At 68.1% G+C, this 18,920-nt stretch carries 19 protein-coding genes and 1 pseudogene; 15 read left to right on the top strand and 5 right to left on the bottom strand.

The genetic code is table 11. The annotated features are described in order from the left end of the window. Positions 1-89: 89 nt before the first annotated feature. Positions 90-527: a hypothetical protein gene (locus tag C2L58_RS45495; RefSeq protein WP_146073822.1), complete on the bottom strand. Its 438-nt coding sequence runs from the start codon at positions 525-527 to the stop codon at positions 90-92. A gap of 241 nt (positions 528-768) precedes the next feature. Between C2L58_RS45495 and istA the strand changes: the two are divergent. The 3 genes and pseudogenes from istA (at position 769) to C2L58_RS45480 (ending at position 4,554) form a co-directional block, all read left to right on the top strand. Then, a pseudogene (gene istA / locus C2L58_RS45490) lies at positions 769-2,402 on the top strand (IS21 family transposase). Next, the gene (gene istB / locus C2L58_RS45485) at positions 2,399-3,199 is read left to right on the top strand and encodes an IS21-like element helper ATPase IstB (protein WP_103343827.1); all 801 of its coding nucleotides are present in this window, start codon (positions 2,399-2,401) and stop codon (positions 3,197-3,199) included. The pseudogene istA and the gene istB overlap by 4 nt, the downstream one beginning before the upstream one ends. Before the next feature lie 122 nt (positions 3,200-3,321). After that, positions 3,322-4,554: a phosphotransferase family protein gene (locus C2L58_RS45480; RefSeq protein WP_233226297.1), complete on the top strand. Its 1,233-nt coding sequence runs from the start codon at positions 3,322-3,324 to the stop codon at positions 4,552-4,554. Positions 4,555-4,607: 53 nt separating this feature from the next. On the opposite strand, the gene C2L58_RS45475 is transcribed toward C2L58_RS45480, so the two are convergent. Further along, positions 4,608-5,951, bottom strand: coding sequence for a helix-turn-helix domain-containing protein (locus C2L58_RS45475; protein ID WP_103343826.1), 1,344 nt, complete (start codon positions 5,949-5,951; stop codon positions 4,608-4,610). Positions 5,952-6,132: 181 nt separating this feature from the next. On the opposite strand from C2L58_RS45475, the gene C2L58_RS45470 reads away from it, so the two are divergent. Genes C2L58_RS45470 through C2L58_RS45455 form a run of 4 tightly spaced genes read left to right on the top strand, consistent with a single transcriptional unit; the run spans position 6,133 to position 9,585 of the window. Then, positions 6,133-6,726, top strand: coding sequence for a dTDP-4-dehydrorhamnose 3,5-epimerase family protein (locus tag C2L58_RS45470; protein ID WP_199191744.1), 594 nt, complete (start codon positions 6,133-6,135; stop codon positions 6,724-6,726). A 44-nt stretch (positions 6,727-6,770) separates the two neighbouring features. Continuing rightward, positions 6,771-7,757: a dTDP-glucose 4,6-dehydratase gene (locus tag C2L58_RS45465; protein ID WP_103343825.1), complete on the top strand. Its 987-nt coding sequence runs from the start codon at positions 6,771-6,773 to the stop codon at positions 7,755-7,757. Then, positions 7,754-8,941: a DegT/DnrJ/EryC1/StrS family aminotransferase gene (locus C2L58_RS45460; protein WP_199191743.1), complete on the top strand. Its 1,188-nt coding sequence runs from the start codon at positions 7,754-7,756 to the stop codon at positions 8,939-8,941. Before C2L58_RS45465 ends, C2L58_RS45460 begins: the two co-directional genes overlap by 4 nt. Next, complete coding sequence (locus C2L58_RS45455) at positions 8,941-9,585, top strand: formyltransferase family protein (RefSeq protein WP_103343824.1); 645 nt, start codon at positions 8,941-8,943, stop codon at positions 9,583-9,585. Before C2L58_RS45460 ends, C2L58_RS45455 begins: the two co-directional genes overlap by 1 nt. A 38-nt stretch (positions 9,586-9,623) precedes the next feature. Here C2L58_RS45455 and C2L58_RS45450 read toward each other — a convergent pair whose 3' ends face one another. Further along, positions 9,624-10,814: a UDP-N-acetylglucosamine--N-acetylmuramyl-(pentapeptide) pyrophosphoryl-undecaprenol N-acetylglucosamine transferase gene (locus C2L58_RS45450; RefSeq protein ID WP_199191742.1), complete on the bottom strand. Its 1,191-nt coding sequence runs from the start codon at positions 10,812-10,814 to the stop codon at positions 9,624-9,626. Positions 10,815-11,097: 283 nt separating this feature from the next. On the opposite strand from C2L58_RS45450, the gene cutA reads away from it, so the two are divergent. Beyond that, entirely contained in the window at positions 11,098-11,406 is a 309-nt protein-coding gene (cutA, locus tag C2L58_RS45445) for a divalent-cation tolerance protein CutA (RefSeq protein ID WP_369904381.1), read from the top strand. Between the two features lie 78 nt (positions 11,407-11,484). Here the strand turns inward: cutA and C2L58_RS45440 are convergent, their stop codons facing one another. Then, positions 11,485-12,192: an HAD family hydrolase gene (locus tag C2L58_RS45440; RefSeq protein ID WP_103343821.1), complete on the bottom strand. Its 708-nt coding sequence runs from the start codon at positions 12,190-12,192 to the stop codon at positions 11,485-11,487. Positions 12,193-12,280: 88 nt separating this feature from the next. On the opposite strand from C2L58_RS45440, the gene C2L58_RS45435 reads away from it, so the two are divergent. Beyond that, the gene (locus C2L58_RS45435) at positions 12,281-13,474 is read left to right on the top strand and encodes a helix-turn-helix domain-containing protein (RefSeq protein WP_103343820.1); all 1,194 of its coding nucleotides are present in this window, start codon (positions 12,281-12,283) and stop codon (positions 13,472-13,474) included. A gap of 235 nt (positions 13,475-13,709) precedes the next feature. Here the strand turns inward: C2L58_RS45435 and C2L58_RS45430 are convergent, their stop codons facing one another. After that, positions 13,710-14,828, bottom strand: a complete 1,119-nt coding sequence (locus C2L58_RS45430) for a helix-turn-helix domain-containing protein (protein WP_233226296.1) — start codon at positions 14,826-14,828, stop codon at positions 13,710-13,712. Positions 14,829-14,989: 161 nt separating this feature from the next. On the opposite strand from C2L58_RS45430, the gene C2L58_RS49055 reads away from it, so the two are divergent. The 6 genes from C2L58_RS49055 (at position 14,990) to C2L58_RS45405 (ending at position 18,852) form a co-directional block, all read left to right on the top strand. Beyond that, positions 14,990-15,178, top strand: a complete 189-nt coding sequence (locus tag C2L58_RS49055; protein WP_146073821.1) for a hypothetical protein — start codon at positions 14,990-14,992, stop codon at positions 15,176-15,178. Beyond that, positions 15,175-15,531 carry a hypothetical protein gene (locus tag C2L58_RS45425; protein ID WP_103343818.1) on the top strand — a complete coding sequence of 119 codons (357 nt, stop codon included), beginning with the start codon at positions 15,175-15,177 and terminating at the stop codon, positions 15,529-15,531. Before C2L58_RS49055 ends, C2L58_RS45425 begins: the two co-directional genes overlap by 4 nt. Next, positions 15,519-15,920 (top strand): hypothetical protein, encoded by a 402-nt coding sequence (locus tag C2L58_RS45420; protein ID WP_103343817.1) that lies wholly within the window; start codon positions 15,519-15,521, stop codon positions 15,918-15,920. Before C2L58_RS45425 ends, C2L58_RS45420 begins: the two co-directional genes overlap by 13 nt. 331 nt (positions 15,921-16,251) lie before the next feature. Then, positions 16,252-16,743, top strand: a complete 492-nt coding sequence (locus C2L58_RS45415) for a hypothetical protein (protein ID WP_146073820.1) — start codon at positions 16,252-16,254, stop codon at positions 16,741-16,743. Positions 16,744-17,377: 634 nt separating this feature from the next. Then, positions 17,378-17,842 (top strand): helix-turn-helix domain-containing protein, encoded by a 465-nt coding sequence (locus C2L58_RS45410; protein WP_103343815.1) that lies wholly within the window; start codon positions 17,378-17,380, stop codon positions 17,840-17,842. After that, the gene (locus tag C2L58_RS45405) at positions 17,839-18,852 is read left to right on the top strand and encodes an SAM-dependent methyltransferase (RefSeq protein ID WP_103343814.1); all 1,014 of its coding nucleotides are present in this window, start codon (positions 17,839-17,841) and stop codon (positions 18,850-18,852) included. Before C2L58_RS45410 ends, C2L58_RS45405 begins: the two co-directional genes overlap by 4 nt. Positions 18,853-18,920: the final 68 nt, after the last annotated feature.

Genomic DNA, 18,920 nt, shown 5'->3' with positions numbered 1-18,920 from the left:
TCTGCTCGGCGGGGCGAGTTGGTCGCACTTCTCATCCTGCCGCCGAAAGACCCGCCCCTCGTCTCAGGCCCTTGTCCGCGTCACCAACGTCATGACCCGTAACAGCTAGCGCCCTCGTCACCCCGGTCCGCATCCAGAGCTTTCCGGGCGCGGGTGATAGCTGCCTGCGCATCGCTAAAGTCGTCACTGCGTGCGTTGGCCACCGCCAGGTGCAGCAGCGGCACGGCGGTCATCCGCGACGACGACCCGAGACCGCGCGCGGCATCCTCGGCTGCGCGGGAGAAGCGAAAGCCCTCTCGCGGGCGGCCGACGAGGTTGCTTTTAAAGCCCAGGCCAGCCAGAGCGCGGGTCTCAATCTCCGCATCGCCGGTCTGGCGGGAGATGGTCAAGGCGTCGGTGAAGCTGGTGCGGGCGACTTGATGTTGACCAGCGTCGCAGGCCAGCCAGCCGGTCCGGATGTGCAGGTTGCCGGTGGCCGTAAGCAGCGCCTGGCCAACGTTAGTGCTATAGCTGCCCTGCTCAAGCATGGAGTTGGCCTCGCACACGGCCGCGACCCCGGCTCGCCAAAGGGTTTCGCCGCCGTGACGGTAATCGAGGTTGCACAGCCGGTCGGTGGTGGCCGTGGCATCGTGATTTGGCCCCGGTTCGGCACCGCTAACGGGCCCCACCGATCGGGCGAATTCCTGCTCGTGGTGTGCGAGTCGGCGGGTCGAGGTGAGGGTCCTGGGTGGACAGTGCCGGTGAGGGGCCGTCCGCGTGGGAGCCGGGATGGTGTCCAGGGTGGAGTTGTTCGCGCTGATCCGGCGGGATGCCCGTGTGGAGGGTCTCTCGGTCCGCGCGCTGGCTGAGCGGCACGGGGTGCATCGCCGGACGGTGCGCCAGGCGCTCGGCTCGGCCGTCCCGCCGCCGCGGAAGACCCCATCCCGGTCGTCACCGGTGACGGGTCCGCTGCGGGAAGCGATGGACGAGATGCTGCGGACCGATCTCGATGCACCGCGCAAGCAGCGGCATACCGCGCACCGGATCTGGGAACGGCTGCTCGACGAGCACGACGCCACGATCGCCTACCGCACTGTGTCGAAATACGTCGCGAAGCGACGCCCGGAGATCGCGCTGGAAGTCCGCAGCCGAGCGAGCGTGGTTGACGGTTTCGTTCCCCAGACACACCTTCCGGGTCAGGACGCGAGGTCGACTTCGCTGAAGTCTGGGTCAACGTCGGCGGCGTCGACACCAAATGCTTCCTCTTCACACTGCGAATGTCTTTCTCTGGCAGAGCAATCCACCGTGTCTACTCCTCACAGGGCCAGGAGGCGTTCTTCGCCGGCCACGTGGCCGCCTTCATTGAGCTGGGCGGCGTCCCGGCTGGAGAGATCCGATACGACAACCTCTCCTCCGCGGTCCGGCGGGTCTGCTTCGGACGGTCCCGAGTCGAGACCGACCGCTGGGTGCTATTCAAATCCGCCTACGGTGTGACGAGTTTCTATTGCATGCCAGGCAAAGAAGGCGCCCACGAGAAGGGCGGCGTCGAGGGAGAAGGCGGCCGGTTCCGGCGACGGTGGTTCGTCCCGGTCCCGAAGATCGCCGACATCTCCGGCCTGGCCGGTATCAATGACAAACTCGCCGCAGCAGACCGGGCCGAGGACGCCCGCCACATCGACCAGCGGACCGCCACGATCGGGCAGGACTTCGCCCTCGAAGCGCCGCTGCTGGCTCCGTTGCCGGTGGACGAGTTCGACATCGCGCTGACCACGACACCGCGGGTCGACCGCTACGCCAGGATCACCGTCCGCCAGGCGCTCTACTCGGTTCCAGCCCGGTTGATCGGGCAGACGGTCCGAGCGAAGCTCGACGCCGAAAAGCTGGTTGTCCTGCACGGGGCCACCGAGGTCGCCCGCCACCCGCGGCTGACCACCAAAGGTGGTCAGCACCTGGTACTCGACCACTATCTCGAGGTCCTGGCCGGCAAACCCGGCGCGCTACGCGGGGCGTCTGCGCTGGTCCACGCACGGCAAAAGGGCTGGTTCACCGCCACCCACGACGCGTTCTGGGCCGCCGCCCGCGCCAAGCACGGCGACCAGCCCGGGACCCGGCTGCTGATCGAGGTCCTGCTGCTGCACCGGCGGATGAGCCATGCGCACGTCATCGCCGGGATCCGCGTCACGCTGGAGGCCGGGTCGGTCTCACCGGACGTGGTCGCGATCGAGGCCCGCAAACACGCCGCCGCGGCCGGCGACACGGTGACGGCAGAGCCGCCGCGGCCGCGGCGCAGCCGCAGCAAGGTCGTCTCGCTGCCCGAGCGGCGCCGTGACACCGACCTGCCGCCGGACTCCCGGCCGGCGCCGTCGGTCGCCGCCTACGACCAGCTGCTGCGCAACACTCCGAGGAAGGGGAACGCGTCATGACCCGCACCACCAGCCGCGGCCGGGACCAGCTCACCGAGGAAGCCGCCGACGCCGCGATCGAGCAGGCCTGCCGGATCCTGCGGCTCCCGACGATCCGCGACCGGTTCGGTGACCAGGCCGCCGCGGCGGCCCGTCAGCAGGCCACCTACAAGACGTTCCTGTCCGAGCTGCTGTTCATCGAGTGCGAGGACCGCGAGGTCCGACGCAAGGCCCGACTGGTCAAGCAGGCCGGTTTCCCGCGCACGAAACGCATCGAGGACTTCGACTTCGCCGCGAATCCGAACGTCCCGCCCGCACTGGTCCACACCCTGGCCAAGGGCGCCTGGATCCGCGCCGGGCAGCCGGTCTGCCTGATCGGGGACTCCGGCACCGGCAAGAGCCACCTGCTGATCGGGCTGGGCACCGCCGCGGCCGAGGCCGGGTTCAAGGTCCGCTACGTCACCGCCGCCGCGCTGGTCAACGAGCTCGTCGAGGCCGCCGACGACAAGCACCTGTCCAAGACCATCGCCCGCTACGGCCGAGTTGACCTGCTTTGCTTGGACGAGCTCGGCTATCTCGAACTCGATCGCCGCGGCGCGGAGCTGCTGTTTCAGGTGTTCACCGAGCGCGAAGAACGCTCCAGCATCGCCATCGCGAGCAACTCCGCGTTCAGCGAGTGGGCCCGCACCTTCACCGACCCTCGGCTCTGCGCCGCGATCGTCGATCGCTTGACGTTCGACGCCTCGATCATCGACACCGGCACTGAGTCGTTCCGGCTGCGCACCACCAAACGCCGACGCACCAACCGCGCCAGCTGACAACGTCGACCTGATCTTCGCCGGGCCGTATGCCGAGCCCACGGCCCGGCATACGAGATCGTCGGCGGCGCCCGTGTCATCGTGGTCGCTCGAAATCAGGTGCGACACGGGGTGTGGTCACGGTGCACGAACTGTCCGAGAAGGTCCAGCGCTGGGTGAGCGACGCGATGGGAGGCGACGCCCCAGTGGCCACAGCCACCGGCCTACGACAGGGAGCCAATCCTTGGCTTTTGACGTTCGACCAGGGCAGCCGCGTCGAAGCGGCCGTGCTGCGACTCGGAGACCCGACTGATCCCGAGCATTGCCAACGGTTCGCCACCGAGGCGGCGGCACTGCACGTTGCGGGCAACCACCGGCTGCCCGCGGCCAGGCTGATCGCAACCGATCTCGACGGTTCCGCAGCCGGAGCCCTAGCAGTGCTAACCACCGTCCTGCCCGGGCACAGCCGGATTCCATCGGTCGCCTCCACCGAGCGGCTTCGGGGCTTGGGTGCTACAGCCGCCGCTCTGCAGGCAGTTCCATTGGCGCCACGGGCTGCTCTGCCGCTGCGGACCCGCTCGATCGCGGACGTCGACTTCGCGGCCCAACGGCGGGAAAAGGGCACCACCGCGCTGCTGACGGCCGCCGAAGAACGACTGGAGCAGCTTCCCGCGCCCGGCGGCCCGACAGTCTTCGTGCATGGTGACCTGTGGTTCGGGAACACCCTCTGGTCCGGTGACCGCTGCACCGGCCTGGTCGATTGGGACTGCGCCGGCGCCGGATCGCCGGGAATCGACCTCAGCGGTGCACGCTTCGACGCGGCCCTGATGTTCGGGCCACCTGCCGCCGAGCAGGTCCTGGAGGGCTGGCAGCACGAAACCGGCCGACGAGCCGAGCGGGTCGCCTACTGGGACGTCGTGGCGGCGTTAGGCACCTGGCCGACATGGCGTTCTGCGTTCCGGCGCTCCACGACCAGGGCAGAACAGACCTCGACGCCGACATTCTCGGACAACGGCGGGACGCGTTCCTCGGCACAGCTCTGCGCCGGCTCGACGCCGACGATCAGTAGCCAGCGGTCGGTGACCGGCACCCGCGCTCGACGGCACAAGCATCCTCGGGAGTCAGCGCATCACGAACGGTCCCCGCGATGGCCGTCGGGTCCGTCCCACGGTCTCGCACACCATGCCGCCCATCACCGGCGCATAGCTCGACCAGCAGAAACACGCGAACGAGGTGGGGCCAAATCAGAGTGCCGACCCCGCCTCAACAACAGCAGGTGGGGCCACAACAAGATGCCGACCGATCCTGCAACCCAGCTGCCGGGGCCAGATCGGAAGGCCGAACCGGGGCCAATTCGACTTGCCGAAATCACTTGATCCGCCTCATCGGGGGCGAATCCGATGAAAGAGCGGTCGCGGCAGTGTCTCGATCAGGCAGGTACGTGAACTCGGGCGGCGAGATCACGGATTCCCGGTACGGCTGCACGATTCTGGTTCAGCAGCGCGTCGACGATGGTGCGGACGGCCGCGCGGGTGTGCACTTCACCGGGTGCGCGGCGTTCGGCGGCCAGCAACGTGCTGTACGCCGGGCCCGGTTGCCCCAGCTGCAACTGGACCGCGGCCAAGTCGACCAAGTAGCGCCCCTCCCGCTCAAGATCAGGGAACTGCACCCCGCGGGCCGTGCGAGCGTGGTGCAGCGCAGCCCCCGGCTCGCCGAGTAGCTGTTCCACCGAGACGCGGTGGCTCAACAGGTTCGCCCGGGCCCGTGCAGCCCCGGCGCCGTCGAGCCGGCTCGCCGTCGCGGCAGCCTCTGTCAGCAAGTCGCGAGCTCGGGCACCGTCGCCGGCTCGGGCAGCGGAGTATCCGCCGGTGCACAGCAGGCTGGCGTGCAGCAGGAGATGGCGCGGGTCTCGGCCGTCGAGCGCCAGTCGGTCGGCTGCCTCCACGACAAGAGTGCCCGCCCGGTCGTGGTCACCGGCGCGGCGGCACACACCGGAGAGCATGCGCTCGGCTTCGGCGAGAATGAGCGGCTGACCTGCTGCTTCCGCAGCCCGCACGGCGCGGTCGGCGCTGATCCACTCCAGCCCCGCAGGGCGGAGCTTGACCAGCGCGCGGGTGACCAGGGTGTAAGCCTGAGCTGTTGCTCCGGCGTCCTGAGCGGCCTCCGCGGCTCGGACCAACGCCGGCAGCTTATCGGCCAGGGCCAGAAAGTCGGACTTGCCGAACGATGCGCGCGCCGCCGCGAGTGCGCGGGTAAGACCGACGGTCGGCATGGCCGGGCCGATGGACGTTCGGCTGCCGAGGAGGACGTCGGACAAACGGGTGGTGAGCACGACGGCCGGATCCGGTAGTGCCCCCGGGGCGGGAGACGCGGCGGCCTCTGCGGCCGGCGCGCCAGCGACGGCGGCGCCGATGGCCACGCCACCGGCCTTCAAGAAGCTACGTCGACGCACGTCGTCCTCCTCCGGGGCGGGCTTGGTGCCCACCCTAGAAGGGGCCGGGTCGATGCGCCCGGTCGCCACGCCCTCGGCGCCTTCCAGCCCGAACGCCGATGCGGGCAACTGCAGCACCTCGGCCAGCCGCCGCAGCGTCACCACGTTCTCCATCCGGCGACGACGCGCCTCCATCTTCGAGATCACGCTCGGGTGAAAACCCAGCCGCCGGGCGAGCTCGGTCTGGCTCCACCCGGCTCGCTCCCGGGCGAGCTGCAGGACTGCGGGGTAGTCGCGGCGCTCGATCGCGTCAACCAAGGGCGAGGACATGATCAAGAACATCAGGCGCCCTCCCACCGCCGGAAACGAAGACTAACCCAGGGTAGCGGTTTAGTGACCCTGTCAAGGGCGATGTGCCGGTTCGGCACAGCCGTGCCTAGCTGGCACAGAACGCACCTCACCTGCCCCTGGATTCCTAGCGTCGAACTCTCGCGATGACGCGCCGATTCAGGGAGAGAACAGGGTGGAATCACGCATCGAGCCGCTACCGATATCCGGAGCGTGGACGGTCACACCCACAGCCTTCGTCGACGACCGCGGAAGCCTGCACGAGCCGTTCCACGGCGAGCAATTCGCGGCGGCCACAGGCATCGATCTGGCAGTGCAGCAGGCGACCTGCTCGGTCTCACACCACGGCGTGCTCCGCGGCATCCGCATGACAACGGAAGCCGGGCCAGCGAAATACGTAACCTGCACCGCAGGCGCGGTGCTCGACGTCGTCGTCGACGTGCGGGTCGGTTCCGCGACCTTTGGCCGCTGGCACGCCGAGCGCCTCGACCACGAGAACCGAACAGCGCTCTACCTCGCGCCCGGGCTCGGACACGCCTTCCTGGCCTTCTCCGGCACCGCAACGCTGTTGTACCTGCTGTCCAAGCCACATCGGGACACCGACGAACGCACCGTCAACGCTCTCGACCCTGACCTCGCGATTACCTGGCCACCTGGCATCACGCTGGAGCGATCAGCGCGCGACGCGGCCGCGCCAGGACTCTGCGAGGCCCGCCAGGCCCGCACTCTGCCCAGCTACGCCGCCTGGACCGCCCTGCACCGCGGCTGACATCCGCACGCTTCTCGCCGTCCGACTCAACCGAAAGGATCACGATGTACACCGTCTTCGTTACCGGCGGCGCCGGATTCATCGGCTCGCACCTGGTCGACCGGCTCATCACCTGCGACGACATCGCGCAGGTCACCGTCCTCGACGCGCTGACCTACGCCGGCGACCGCCGCAACCTCGCCGACGCCGAATCCTCGGGCAAGGTCCGGTTCATCCACGGCGACATCCGCGACCATGACACCGTCTCCGCCGTCCTTCCCGGCCATGACTGGGTCGTGCACCTGGCCGCCGAATCCCACGTCGACCGCTCGCTGATCGACGTCGGGCAATCGGTTCGCACGAACGTCATGGGCACCCAGGCGCTGTTGGACGTGGCGATGCGCGTCGGCGTGGCGAAGGTGGTCCACGTGTCCACCGACGAGGTCTACGGCCCCTTGCCGACCGGGGCCGCCGCCGAGACCGCGCCGTTGCGGCCCACGGTGCCGTATGCGGCTAGCAAAGCCTGCAGCGACCTGCTCGCCAGCTCCTACTTCGTCTCCTGCGGTGTCCCGGTGTGCATCACCCGCAGCTCGAACAACTACGGACCGCGCCAGCACCCCGAGAAGCTGATCCCGCGTTTCCTCGGGCCGCTGCTGTCCGGCCGGCAGGTGACCGTCCACGGCCGCGGACGGCACGTCCGCAACTGGCTGCACGTCGAGGACAACTGCCGGGCCATCGAGCAGGTCCTGCGCACCGGCGCACCGGGCGAGACCTACAACATCGGCGGCGGCACCGACCTGACCACCATCGAACTGACCAAGCTCCTGCTCGATGCCACCGGCCGCGGCGCCGACGCCATCACCTACGTCCCGGACCGCCCCGCCAACGACATCCGCTACAGCATGACCTGGGACAAGATCGCCGCCCTCGGCTTCACACCCACCCGCGAGATAGAAGACGGGCTGGCCGACACCATCGCCTGGTATCGCCGGCACCCGGAACGACTCGCCCCGAGCACCGCCGTGGCCGAACCGGACGGGGTGCCCGCGTGAGCATCGTGACCAGCCCGAGTGGGCCTGCCGCCAACGCCCGCCCGTTCCTGCACGGCCCCGAGCTGGGCGCGATCGGCCGCGCCCTGCAGTCCGGCCAGTACGGGCACGGACCGGAGACCGACGCCTTCGAACGCGAACTGGCGGCCTATCTCGAGGTCGACGATGTCGTCGCGGTCGCGACCGGCACCGCGGCACTGCACCTGGCGCTGCTAGCCGCCAGCGTCGGCCCGGGCGACGAGGTCATCGTGCCGTCGATGACCTTTTGCGCCGGCATCCAGGCGATCCTCGCCACCGGCGCTCACCCCCGGTTCGTCGAGGTCGATCCCAGCACCCTGTGCGTGACCGCCGAGCACATCCGGGCCGCGATCACCTCAGCGACCCGCGCCGTCATGCCGGTGCTCTACGGCGGACGCGCCGTCGACCTCAGCCCGATCCGCGACCAGCTCGCCGACCGCGGCATCGCCGTCGTCGAGGACGCCGCCCACGCCTTCGGCTCCGTCAACGGCGACCGCTTCGTCGGCGCCACCGGAGACCTGACTTGCTTCAGCTTCGACGCCATCAAGGCTCTCACCTGTGGCGACGGCGGCGCCATCGTTCCCCGCAACCCGGCCGAAGCCGCCGAGCTGCGCCGGGCCCGATTGCTGGGCATGACCTCCGCGCGGGAGGAGCGGGTCCGCACCGTCCCCTACCAGGTCAGCACCCTAGGGTTCCGGTATCACCTCTCGACCCTGCACGCCGCCATCGGCCGCGTTCAGCTCGCCAACTTCGACAAGGTCGCGGACCGTCGCAAGCACCTCTGGCGCCGCTACGCAGCCATCCTCACCGACATCCCGGACGTCGTCATGGTCGACCTCGACGTAGCCAACACCGTGCCGTTCAACTGCGTCGTCCGCGTCCCCGCCAGGGGCCGCGACGCCGTGCACGCCCGTCTGCACGCCGCCCGTATTCAGGCCGGGGTGCACTACCCGCCAAACCATCTACAGCCGGCGTTCGCCCGCTGGTCCTGCACGCTGCCCGCGACCGAGGCCGTGGCCGCCGAGATCCTGAGCCTGCCTTTCCACCCCGACCTGACCGACGCCGACATCGACCATGTTGCCGCGACGCTCGCCGCCGTGGTCGCCGACGGACACCACGCGTTGGGCCGCAGCGACGCCGTCGGCGCCGCATCACAGAAAGGACGCTGATGCGCCGCGCCGCCGTACTCGGGAAAGGCCGCCTCGCCGTCCACGCCTGCGAAGCGATTGCCGACCTGCCGGACCTCGTGCTCGACACCGTCATTCCGACCACGCCAGAGCCGAGCTGGGACATCAGCCTCACCGACACCGTCGCCACCCGATGGCCCGAGGTCCGCGTCATCGAATCCGGCGACTGGCGCGACCTCGAACCCGGCCGGTGCGAACTCGTCTTCAGCGTCCTCTACGACAAGATCATCGGCAGCGATCTGATCGACGCGACCCCACAGATCATCAACTGCCACCCCGGGCGCCTCCCGCAGTACCGCGGTGTCCGACCGGTGAACTGGGCACTCCGCAACGGCGATGACCTCGCCGGCATCACCTTGCACATCGTCGACAACGGCGTCGACACCGGCCCGATCGTGGCTGAAGCACTGTTCTTTATCTGGCCGGACGTCGACGAGGTCCGCGACGTCTGGTGGCGCGCCATCGCCCACGGCCGCCAGCTCATCACCGACACCCTTCCGCGCCTCCAAGCGATCACCCCGCGACCGCAAGACCCAGCTCAGGCGGTAACGCACTACAGCCGCGATAACCATCGACTCGGCGACCGCGCTGACTGGACCCGGGCTCAGTCCGTACGCGTCGGGTGACACCCCGAGCGTGTCGATGGCCGTTGACCCGGCTCAGGTCAATGGCCGCCAGCCCCGGCACGGTCGAGAACGAGGTCGACGAGCCGGTCCCCGGCGTCCGGCCGCCCATGCTCTCGCGCCTTCGTGGCCATCTCTTGTCGACGCGCAGGGTCGGCCAGAAGCGGCTCAAGCGCCTCTCGTAGCGCCGTCGCCGTGACCTCGCCCAGTAGGGCGCTCGCCGCGCCCGCCTCCGCGAGGTGGCGCGCGTTGTGGGCCTGCTCGCCGCCGGCCGAGGACACCAGCGGAATCAGTACGGAGGGCAGCCCCAGCGCGGTCAGTTCAGCGATCGTGCCCGCGCCGCTGCGCGAGATCACCACGTCCGCCAGCGCGAACACGTCCGGCAATTCCGCCCCGACGAACCCGACCGGCAAGTACCGACCCCTCAGCGCCGCTGGCAACGCCTCGGCAGTCGTCTGCATCCCCGTCACCGCGGACGGGCCACTCTGGTGAATCACATTGGCCCGTTCCAATAACCACAGCAGAATGTCGCCGACAAGCTGGTTGATCTGCGCTGCACCCTGGGCGCCGCCAGTCACATACACCGTCGGAAGATCTCGATCGAACGCGTCCAACCCCAGCACTTCGAGGGCCTTCTCCGCGTGGCCGGCAAGAACCTCCGGTCGCACCGGGTTGCCTGTGACGACCGCGCGTTCACGAGCCCGCTTCGGCAGCAGGGGCAGCGTCGACGCCGACGACACAGCCATCGCTGTCGCCACCCTGGCCAGCAGACGATTCGCCAATCCCAGCCGCACCGTCTGCTCATGCACCACCAGCGGCCGCCGGCAGACCCACGCCGCCAAGCTCACCGGCACCGCCACGTAGCCACCCGTCGCGAGCACCACGTCCGGTCTGAACGTTCTCACCGCACGCACCGCCTGAAACACTCCAAACGGGACCCTCGCCATGTCCTTCACGTTCGCCCACGACAACATCTTCAGCGGATTTCGCGCCCGCCGGACCTTGCCGGCGGCAACCGCCGCAAATGAGATGCCTTCACGTTCAGCCGTGCGCGCCTCAAGGCCCTCACCAGTTCCGACCCAGAGAACCTCCGGCCGCAGCTCCTTCGCCAAACGCGACTGCAGAGTACGAATAGCCGTCAACGCCGGATAAGTGTGACCGCCCGTTCCGCCACCCGTCACCAGCAGTCGCGCCGGTCGATCATCAACCACTTCACTACGATCGGCGTTCAAGACGATCGCCCTCCCACCACATTGAGCCACGATCTGAACGCGGCGCACGAATCGGCATGAACCCTGCCACGCCTCTTGGAGGGACTTGCAGCCAGGTGCGACCAGAAACCGGACGGCCGCCTATCACCTGACGAAGACGGTCGTCTCGGGGCCCACCGATATCGCAGGACTACCTCTACCAGAGGCAGCGAGGCTCTTGGATGGCCGCTCGGAGGCGACGTCGCGTCAGCCTGTCGTCGCTCCGATGCGGTCATAAGCTCGCTGTATGAATGCTCACCTTCTCGTGACCACGACGACCCCAGACCGAGCCTCTGCCGCAAAGATCGCTACATCGGCGCTGGCCGCGCACCTGGCGGCCACCGCGCAGTTCACCGGTCCCGTGGCGTCCTTCTTCTGGCATCTCGGCGAGCAGGGCGAGGGTGAAGAGTGGAACGTGACGTTCAAGACCACCGATGCCCGCTACGCCGAGCTCGAAGCGCACATCGTCGAGCAGCACCCGTGGAACAAACCGGAGGTAACCGCCGTCGAGCTCGTGCGCGGCTCCGCCGACTACCTGCAGTGGCCCGAGGAATCGACGAGCGCCGAGGCATAGGTGCCTAGCCGGGTCAGCAGCTCGCCGACCGCGGGCGTCGACCGGTACCGCGTTAGCTGGCACACGACGGGCGGGACGTCAGAGCTCGGAGAAGATGACAGCCGGAACGTCCGACACAGTCGACACCGTCCGAGTCGCCCCAGCGTGACGCAACTCAGCTTCACTGGTCTTGCCAGTGGCCACGCCTATGACTCGCACGCCTGCAGCTAGCGCGGCTTGGACATCATTCGGCGTATCGCCGACCAGAACGACCTGCTTGTTGATGAAACGCGCGCCAGTCCGCCCCTCGGCTCGCTGTCGTGCAATCTGCACCAGCTCCGAGCGCTCGGCGTGATCGTCACCGAATGCGCTACTGTCGAAATCAACGAAGCGTGCGAGGTCGAATACGTCCAGCTTAATACGCGCTACATCCCGCAGATTGCCGGTGAGAATCGCCTGGTGGATTGCGGGATCGGCAGCGAACAGAGCGAGCGCTTCCAGAGCGCCGGGTAGAGCGCGTCCCGTGGTGGCCAGTTCTTCGCGGGCGTCCTCGTAGCCCTGCACCAGGGCATCGGCCAGCTTCTGGACGGCCTGGTCGGTCGCTTCCAGCCCGTTGACCTTCAGTGACTCGGCCATGATGTCAAGCTCGGTCCGGCCCGCGATGGTCGCCAGCTTGGCCAACGGCCGGCCGGTAGCTGCGGGAAAAGCCCGGTCGTAGATGGCCCGTCCGACGCCCCGCGTCTCGATGAGTGTGTGGTCGATGTCCCACAGCAGCAAGGTTCGAGGTGCGGCGTCAGGCGTGGTCATGTCGTGAGTGTGCCATCCGTGACGAATTGAGTGCGGCGAGATACCATTCGGGCTGGTCAGAAGCCCAGCGGGGAGGCGGCACAAGATCGTGAACGACCAGTTTGCACGGATGGTGGGTGATCGGGTGCGGTTCTACCGCACGGCCGCCCGCCAGACGAAGACGGTCGTCGCCGGGCTCACTGGTATCACGCCGGACTACCTCTACCAGATCGAACGCGGCCAGAAGCTACCCACGATTCCAGTGCTCGCACAGCTCGCCGAAGTCCTGCGCATCAAGCCAGGTGACCTGCTGAGCGCCGAGCCAATTGCGGCGCCCCGGCGCGCCTCTAATGCTGCCGGGGACGCGATCTACCGCGCCATGACGGCACCGACGACAGCAGGTCCAGCCCGTGTTAGTGACCTCGGGCGCCAAGTCTGCGAGGCCTGGAGCACCTGGCAGACGTCCGGCCACCGCTACAGCGAATTGACCACCGACTTGCCAGAGCTCATCGCAACCACCGACGCGACGGTCCGCGGCACCTCGGGCAAACACCGCCGCCAGGCGCAGTCCGTAGCCGCCGACTTGTACGGCCTCGTTCGGACCGTGACGAAGCGCATCGGCCGCGTAGATCTGTCCCTCCTGGCCGCCGACCGTGCACAGCGGTCCGCGGAACAAGCGGACGATCCGCTCCGGCTAGCCGGAGCCCGCTGGAACCTCATCCAGGTCATGCTCGCCGATGGCCACGCCCAGGCCGCTGAAGACGAAGCCATGAAGGCGCTCACCGAGCTTCAGGCCGCGCTCGGTCCGGACCACCTTGACGCTGTGGCGATGTCCGGCGCGCTTCTCCTCCTCGCCGCCGTGGCCTCTGTCCGGGCAGGGGATGCCTGGACAGGCCGCGAGCGACTCCGACAGGCGACGCCGCTTGCCGAGCGAGTCGGCGACTGCAACGTCTGCTGGACCGCGTTCGGGCCGACCAACGTGGCGATGTACGCCGTCTCAATCGAGGTGGAGTCCGGCGAGGCCGTCGAGGGCTTGCGGCTGGCCGCCCACATCGACCATGAGCGATCGCTCTCGATCGAGCGACGGGTGGCATTCTTGCTCGACCAGGCGAAGGGCTACGCACAACGCCGCGAGTTCGCCCAGACCCTGGCCCTCTTGACGACCGCCGAAACCGACGCACCGGAAGACGTCAGCTTTCGGCCCGCGGCCCATTCGCTGATCCGTACCGTCATGAAACGCGGGCGACGGACCGAGGCAGCCGGCGCCGTCCAGCTCGCCAACCGAGTCGGCCTGCCAGTTTAGGCAACCCCTCGCCAGCTACCTACCCGAGCTGACAGTTCGGGTTACCGGCAAGTAATCGTCCTACCGTCGAGTTCTGGCACCCCGGCGGCCGGTTGATCGTCCTCTCGCCTCCGAGGTCACGGGCGAACTCCCGCGTGCATTACTTCTCGTTCACCGTGATGCGTCCCGGTCGTCGGGTGCCACTCAGCATCCGCAAGCAACGAACGAGGCGATCCTGGTGCACCACGGCGAACGCTCATCGACCCTGAGTAATCAGTTCGACCTCACCCATCCGGCGCGCAAGCCTCGTGGAGTTGACGTCCACGGCGGCAGCTCTCGCCTCGTCAAGGGCGGCACGTGCCGCGTCCAGGTCACCAACACGGGCGTAGGACTCAGCCAGCCACGTCCGATACAACGCCACCTCGCGGGCGTGGGCGTGGTCGTAGCGGTCGATCGCAGCCGTGAGCAGCGGCGCCGCGGACACCGGATCCCCCAACTCGATCAGGCAGCGGCCGGCCATGACGTCGATCTCGTCCCGCGACATCCAATACACCCATTCGGGTTCGGGAACATCGACGGTCCGCTGGGCGTAGGCGGTGTCGACCTCATCCAGCGCCCGGCGAGTGGCCTCCTGGTCGCGGGATCGTGCACTGGCCCAGGCCAGGCGTTCGAGCAGCAGTGTCCGGACGACCGGCGAGGCTTGCCGAGCGCCGGTCACCGCGCTCTTGGCGAGCAGCTGGGCGTCGGCCGGATCGCCCACGTTGGCCATCTGGTACGCCAGCGACGAGAACAGCTGCCCGACCAGCGCATCGTCTCCGGCGTCGCGAGCTGCGCAAACACCGTCGAGGTACGTGCGTTCAGCCTGCAGGTACGCTCCGGCGTCGCTGGCGACCCAGCCGGCCAGCTGCGCGAGCTCGCCGACCACCACGCGCAGCCGTCGGCCGACCTGCTCGGTGTAGCTTCCGTCGTTCACGATGTCAGCAGCCTCGGCCAGCTCGCGTTGGACCAGCGGGTTCAGATCGCCTCCGCCGACGGTGTCGTCCAGGTGGCGAAGCTCGATGACCCGGCGCTCGAGTTCCTCGGCGAGACTGTCGCCGACGCGTCGGCCGGCGGCGCGGTGCACCGCCACCGGCGTGTCGGACACCAGCCACTCGTGCGCCAGCCGCAGCGGGTCCAGCGACGGCCCGTACAGCGCGTCCACGGCCACGTTCAGCGCCCGCGAGTACGCGGTGACGTGTTCCGGTTTGACGGTGCGTTCACCGTTCTCCAGCTGCCAGATGTAGGTCTTGCTGTAGTGCGTCTTCGCCGCCATCCCCGACAGGCTGATCCCGGCGGCCTCGCGCGCCGCCCGCAGTTGTCCACCCAGCTCGTGCACGATCTCCCGTCCCGCTGCGAACAGTTGCGAACGGCGATTCAGTTCCCATCACGCCCCGTAGCTACCAGGCTACCGGAAAGGCGAATTGAACGCGTCTATTCGACCTGCGATCGGTTCCGGAGCCGACAACGCGTCACACGAGTGAATGTGAGGAGCGCACGATGACAGTCGACTACGAATCCCTGGCAACGCTGCTGCCCATCACCTTCACCGCCCTGTTCGCCATCGCGTTCGTCATTGGCCTGGCCCAGCAATGGGCGGCCAGCCGAAAGCGAGCGCGTGCAACCGCCAGCCGGAACACTTCTCCGCGCTGTGGCCCGGTCAAAGACATCGGACGCGGCCTCCGATGACCATCCCCGCCAAGAGCTCGTTCGCGTTCCTCTGGGACGAACCGGCCAGCGAGCCATTCACCACCTTGCTGAAACGCCACTGGGACTTCCATCCGGTGTTTGACACCGACGGTCTCCTCGAGAAGATCACGGGCGCCTTCGCGTGGGATGCAGACGGCTTCGTCGACGCCCTCCGCATCAAGAGCGAGACCGACGCCGCCGCCCTACGTACGGATCGAACCGGCGGGACAGTCTGGGAACGCGAAGGCGACGCCCTCACCGTCCTGCACCAGCTCGTCGACCTGCCCGAGCCCAGCGACCCGCACGCGCCCCGTCTCGTGATCGGCTCGGCTCCGCGGCTGTGTACACCGTGAAGTGGCCGTGGGCGCGGCGACGCGCGCGACGAGAGCGCACCCTCGTCCAGGCACGGCAGGCGCTGGTCTCGCTGCCGGACGTCCGTTGGCGCGATCCCGAGTCCGAAGAACAGGCACGCACGCAGCTGCAGGAGATTGCCGCGATCGTCGGCCGCGCACTGGGGCGAGTTCATGCGTCATCGGACGAAGCGCGCGCGTTGAAGTACGCGCAGGCGAGGTTGACCGCGTTTCTTGTGGGCTGGGACGACCCCGGCCTGATCGCACCGACACACGTCACCCCCATGTACGAGAGCCTCACGTGTGCACTGCGCGACCTTTCTACCCGCTTGGCAACGAGCAAGAACGCCGATCCGCCAGTGGACCCCGACGAGCCCGTCCCTCGAACCTGAACCCTCCAACAATCCCAGCCCGGACAGGCGATGTGCGTACCTCCCTCCCGTCCGGTCTGCGCGCCTCGACCGAACGCGGGCTTCCAACCTTCGGGCGGTCGAGGCGCATCCACCGTGTTCATCCCCGAATCTGGAACGTCATCACCATGCGAGACACCTCAACCACAACATCGTGCTGCCACGAGGCCATCCGCGAACCTGCCACGTCGATCTCGTCACCGTCGACTTCGCGAAGGTACTCACATCAGCAGGACCCGCCCGGCCGTCATCGGCCTCGCCCGAACAACTGCGCACCTCGCCGCCTCGCTGACCATGTCACGGGAACACACTGATGACAGACTCCGAACAATTGCTGGATCACCCCGGCACACCGCCAATGAAGCTGCTCGGCCTCATCACCGATGCCTACACCAATGCGTTGATACGGCTCGCGTATGCCGAGCGTGACCATCATGACTGGACGTCCTACAGGCAGCTCGGCTACGACCTGATCGGAGTTGGAGCACAGGTCCTCATCCACGCCTGCGCTCGTCGCGAGCAGCCGGCCAACGACCCACGGCAGGTGGCAGCGGAAGTGGTCCAGGAGCTGCGGACCACCCTCGGCATCGCCGAACAAGTTGCGGGAGGCTCAGCGGGTGCGGACTCGGTGGCGATGGAGATCGAGGCGTTCGCCGACGATTGCGCGCAGGTCACCGGTCGGCTGTACCGACTTGCGGCGGGTTTGTCCCCGTCGATCATCGCCGAGATCAACCCGCTCGGCGAGGATCACGACGACGCCATCGACAAGGACGAGGGTGGACGGTCGGACGGTGGGCCCGCATGACCGACCGCAGCAGGGCGCACACCATTCACAGGGGCACCGGTCCAGGCGGGAATCCACCTGCCAGCCGCAAGAAGAAGCCAGTCACGCCGTGCACGGCAAACCGACCGCGACTCCATCCCGCCGCGAAGGGTGACCGCCGATGGCAAGGCGGGGCCGCCGCATGACGGCACCCTCAGCCAGTCGGCCGACCGCGACCGTTCTGCGGTCACCATCGACCAACGATCCGCGGATCCATCGCGTCGACGGTGCCACGTTCGATTCCACCGGCGTGCTCGCACCTGCGTGCGCGTCAACGGAATTCCGGCGCGACACCGTCGATGCCACTCGATCCCGCCGGCCCCGCTACCGCGGCACCTCAGCCGCTGTGACCTGTGGGAGACCTCGATGCCGTGAGGATGATGCGGGTACCGACCCGCCAGGAGATGTGACCGACTCTCCGGCTAGCGCGGATCCACTATGCCAGTGACCGACGGTGCGAGACCCGAGACCTATTGGTGGACCACCGTGCGCGCGCGGCCACTGCACGACTACCTCGACTCCCGCACGCCGACGGCCCGGATACGACACTGGCCAACTCGCGACCCCGACTTCCCACAGACCATCCACCCGCTCCAGGAAGCCTTGGAAGAACCCGATGACCACCACCGAAACCGGCGAGCTCGCCCACGCCGTGGGCACGGAACTACAGCAGCAGCGGGAAGACCGCGGCTGGTCCCGCGCTGCGCTCGCCGCATGGTGCAACAACCAGGTCAAGGCGCGAACACTCATCACGTGGGAAAAAGCCACCCGCTCGATGTCCCTGCGCCAGCTCGGCGACGCAAGCCGGCTCTACCTGACCCGGCCCTCGGACCTGCTAGCACGAGCTGAGCGCCGCATCGGCTGGAATCCCGATCTCACCGTCGATCTCGCTACGCTCGCCGCCACCCAGATCGACGCGCTCCGTCCCGCGGCCCGCTGGGCACAACAACAGCTCCACACCGGAGAACCACCGTTTCGCAGATTGAACCCGGACGACCTCGCCAGGCTTGCGGACCGCTGCCGCCTGAGCATCGCACACCTGACCATCCTGCTGTCCACCGAAGCGCCGGTACACCCATGACGCCACCAGAAACAACACACGCCACCCCGAGCCACCAAACCACCACAGCGGGGAAACCGTGGTGGCAAAGACCAGCCGGGACGAATCCGGACCGCATCAACCTCGCTTTCCTTCTCGATGCCTTCCGCGAAGCCAAAAACAGCGACAACCGCGATGCCCGCTGCGTCAAATTCGCCCACATCAACGAACTTGACGCTGCGCTCCTGCTCGAAGCCCAAGTATCGGACGCAGGCTTCGTGTTCCGATCCGAACGTTCGTTCCTGGATCGCGCTGCCGCCTACCTCGTGGCCCGGCAAGGCGTCAGCACCATCGTGGTCGCCGGCGCGGGCCTGCCCAACATCGACTACGAACACGACCTGCACTCGCTCGTCCGCCGCACCGAGTCCACCAACCGAACCCGGGAGCAGAACACCGCTCGGGCGAGCGTGATCTACGTCGAACACGACCCCCTGGTCCTGGCGCACCTGCGCACCCTCGCCGACGAGAACAACGGCGTCCACGTCGTCGACGCCGATCCCTGGAATCCCCACGCGATGTGGGACACCCTCTACAACACCGCCGGAGAAACTCCCGGCCTGGTCTCGCGCGATCACGACCACGTGGCGCTCCTGCTGGGCGGGGTGATGTCCTTCCACGGCGGCAGCCGCACCGAGACCGCGCAGGTCGTGCAAGATCATCTCGCCCGGCTGCCCGCCCATGCGTTCCTGGCCATGACGCACCTGCTGCAGCCCGAGCATCCCGACCTCGCCGTCCAGGCCCTCGAGTTCGAAGCTGCGCTGCAGCGCCGTGGCCCCGGCACCGGCAGTCTCGCGACCGAAGCCCAGATCGGAGAGATGATTCGCGGCACCATCCTGTTACCGCCTGGGATCGGCCCCGCGTTCGCGTGGTTTCCCGACGGGCCGCCCACGGACACGCCGGTGTGCGGGAACTTTACCGCCGCGGTCCTTACCCAGAAACCCGAACCGGACCGTGACCTGCCGGAACCTCCGTGGCGGCCGCCAGCGTCCTGACTTCCTGACCGTCCGTGCCCCGACGTCGCAGACGGTCAGGAAACCGGGGCCGGCCTCCTCGCACGAAA

The organism is Amycolatopsis sp. CA-126428 (assembly GCF_002904335.1).
Lineage (GTDB): Bacteria > Actinomycetota > Actinomycetes > Mycobacteriales > Pseudonocardiaceae > Amycolatopsis.
Note: the sequence above shows the minus strand (reverse complement) of the source record. Positions and strands in the feature narration are given on the sequence as shown.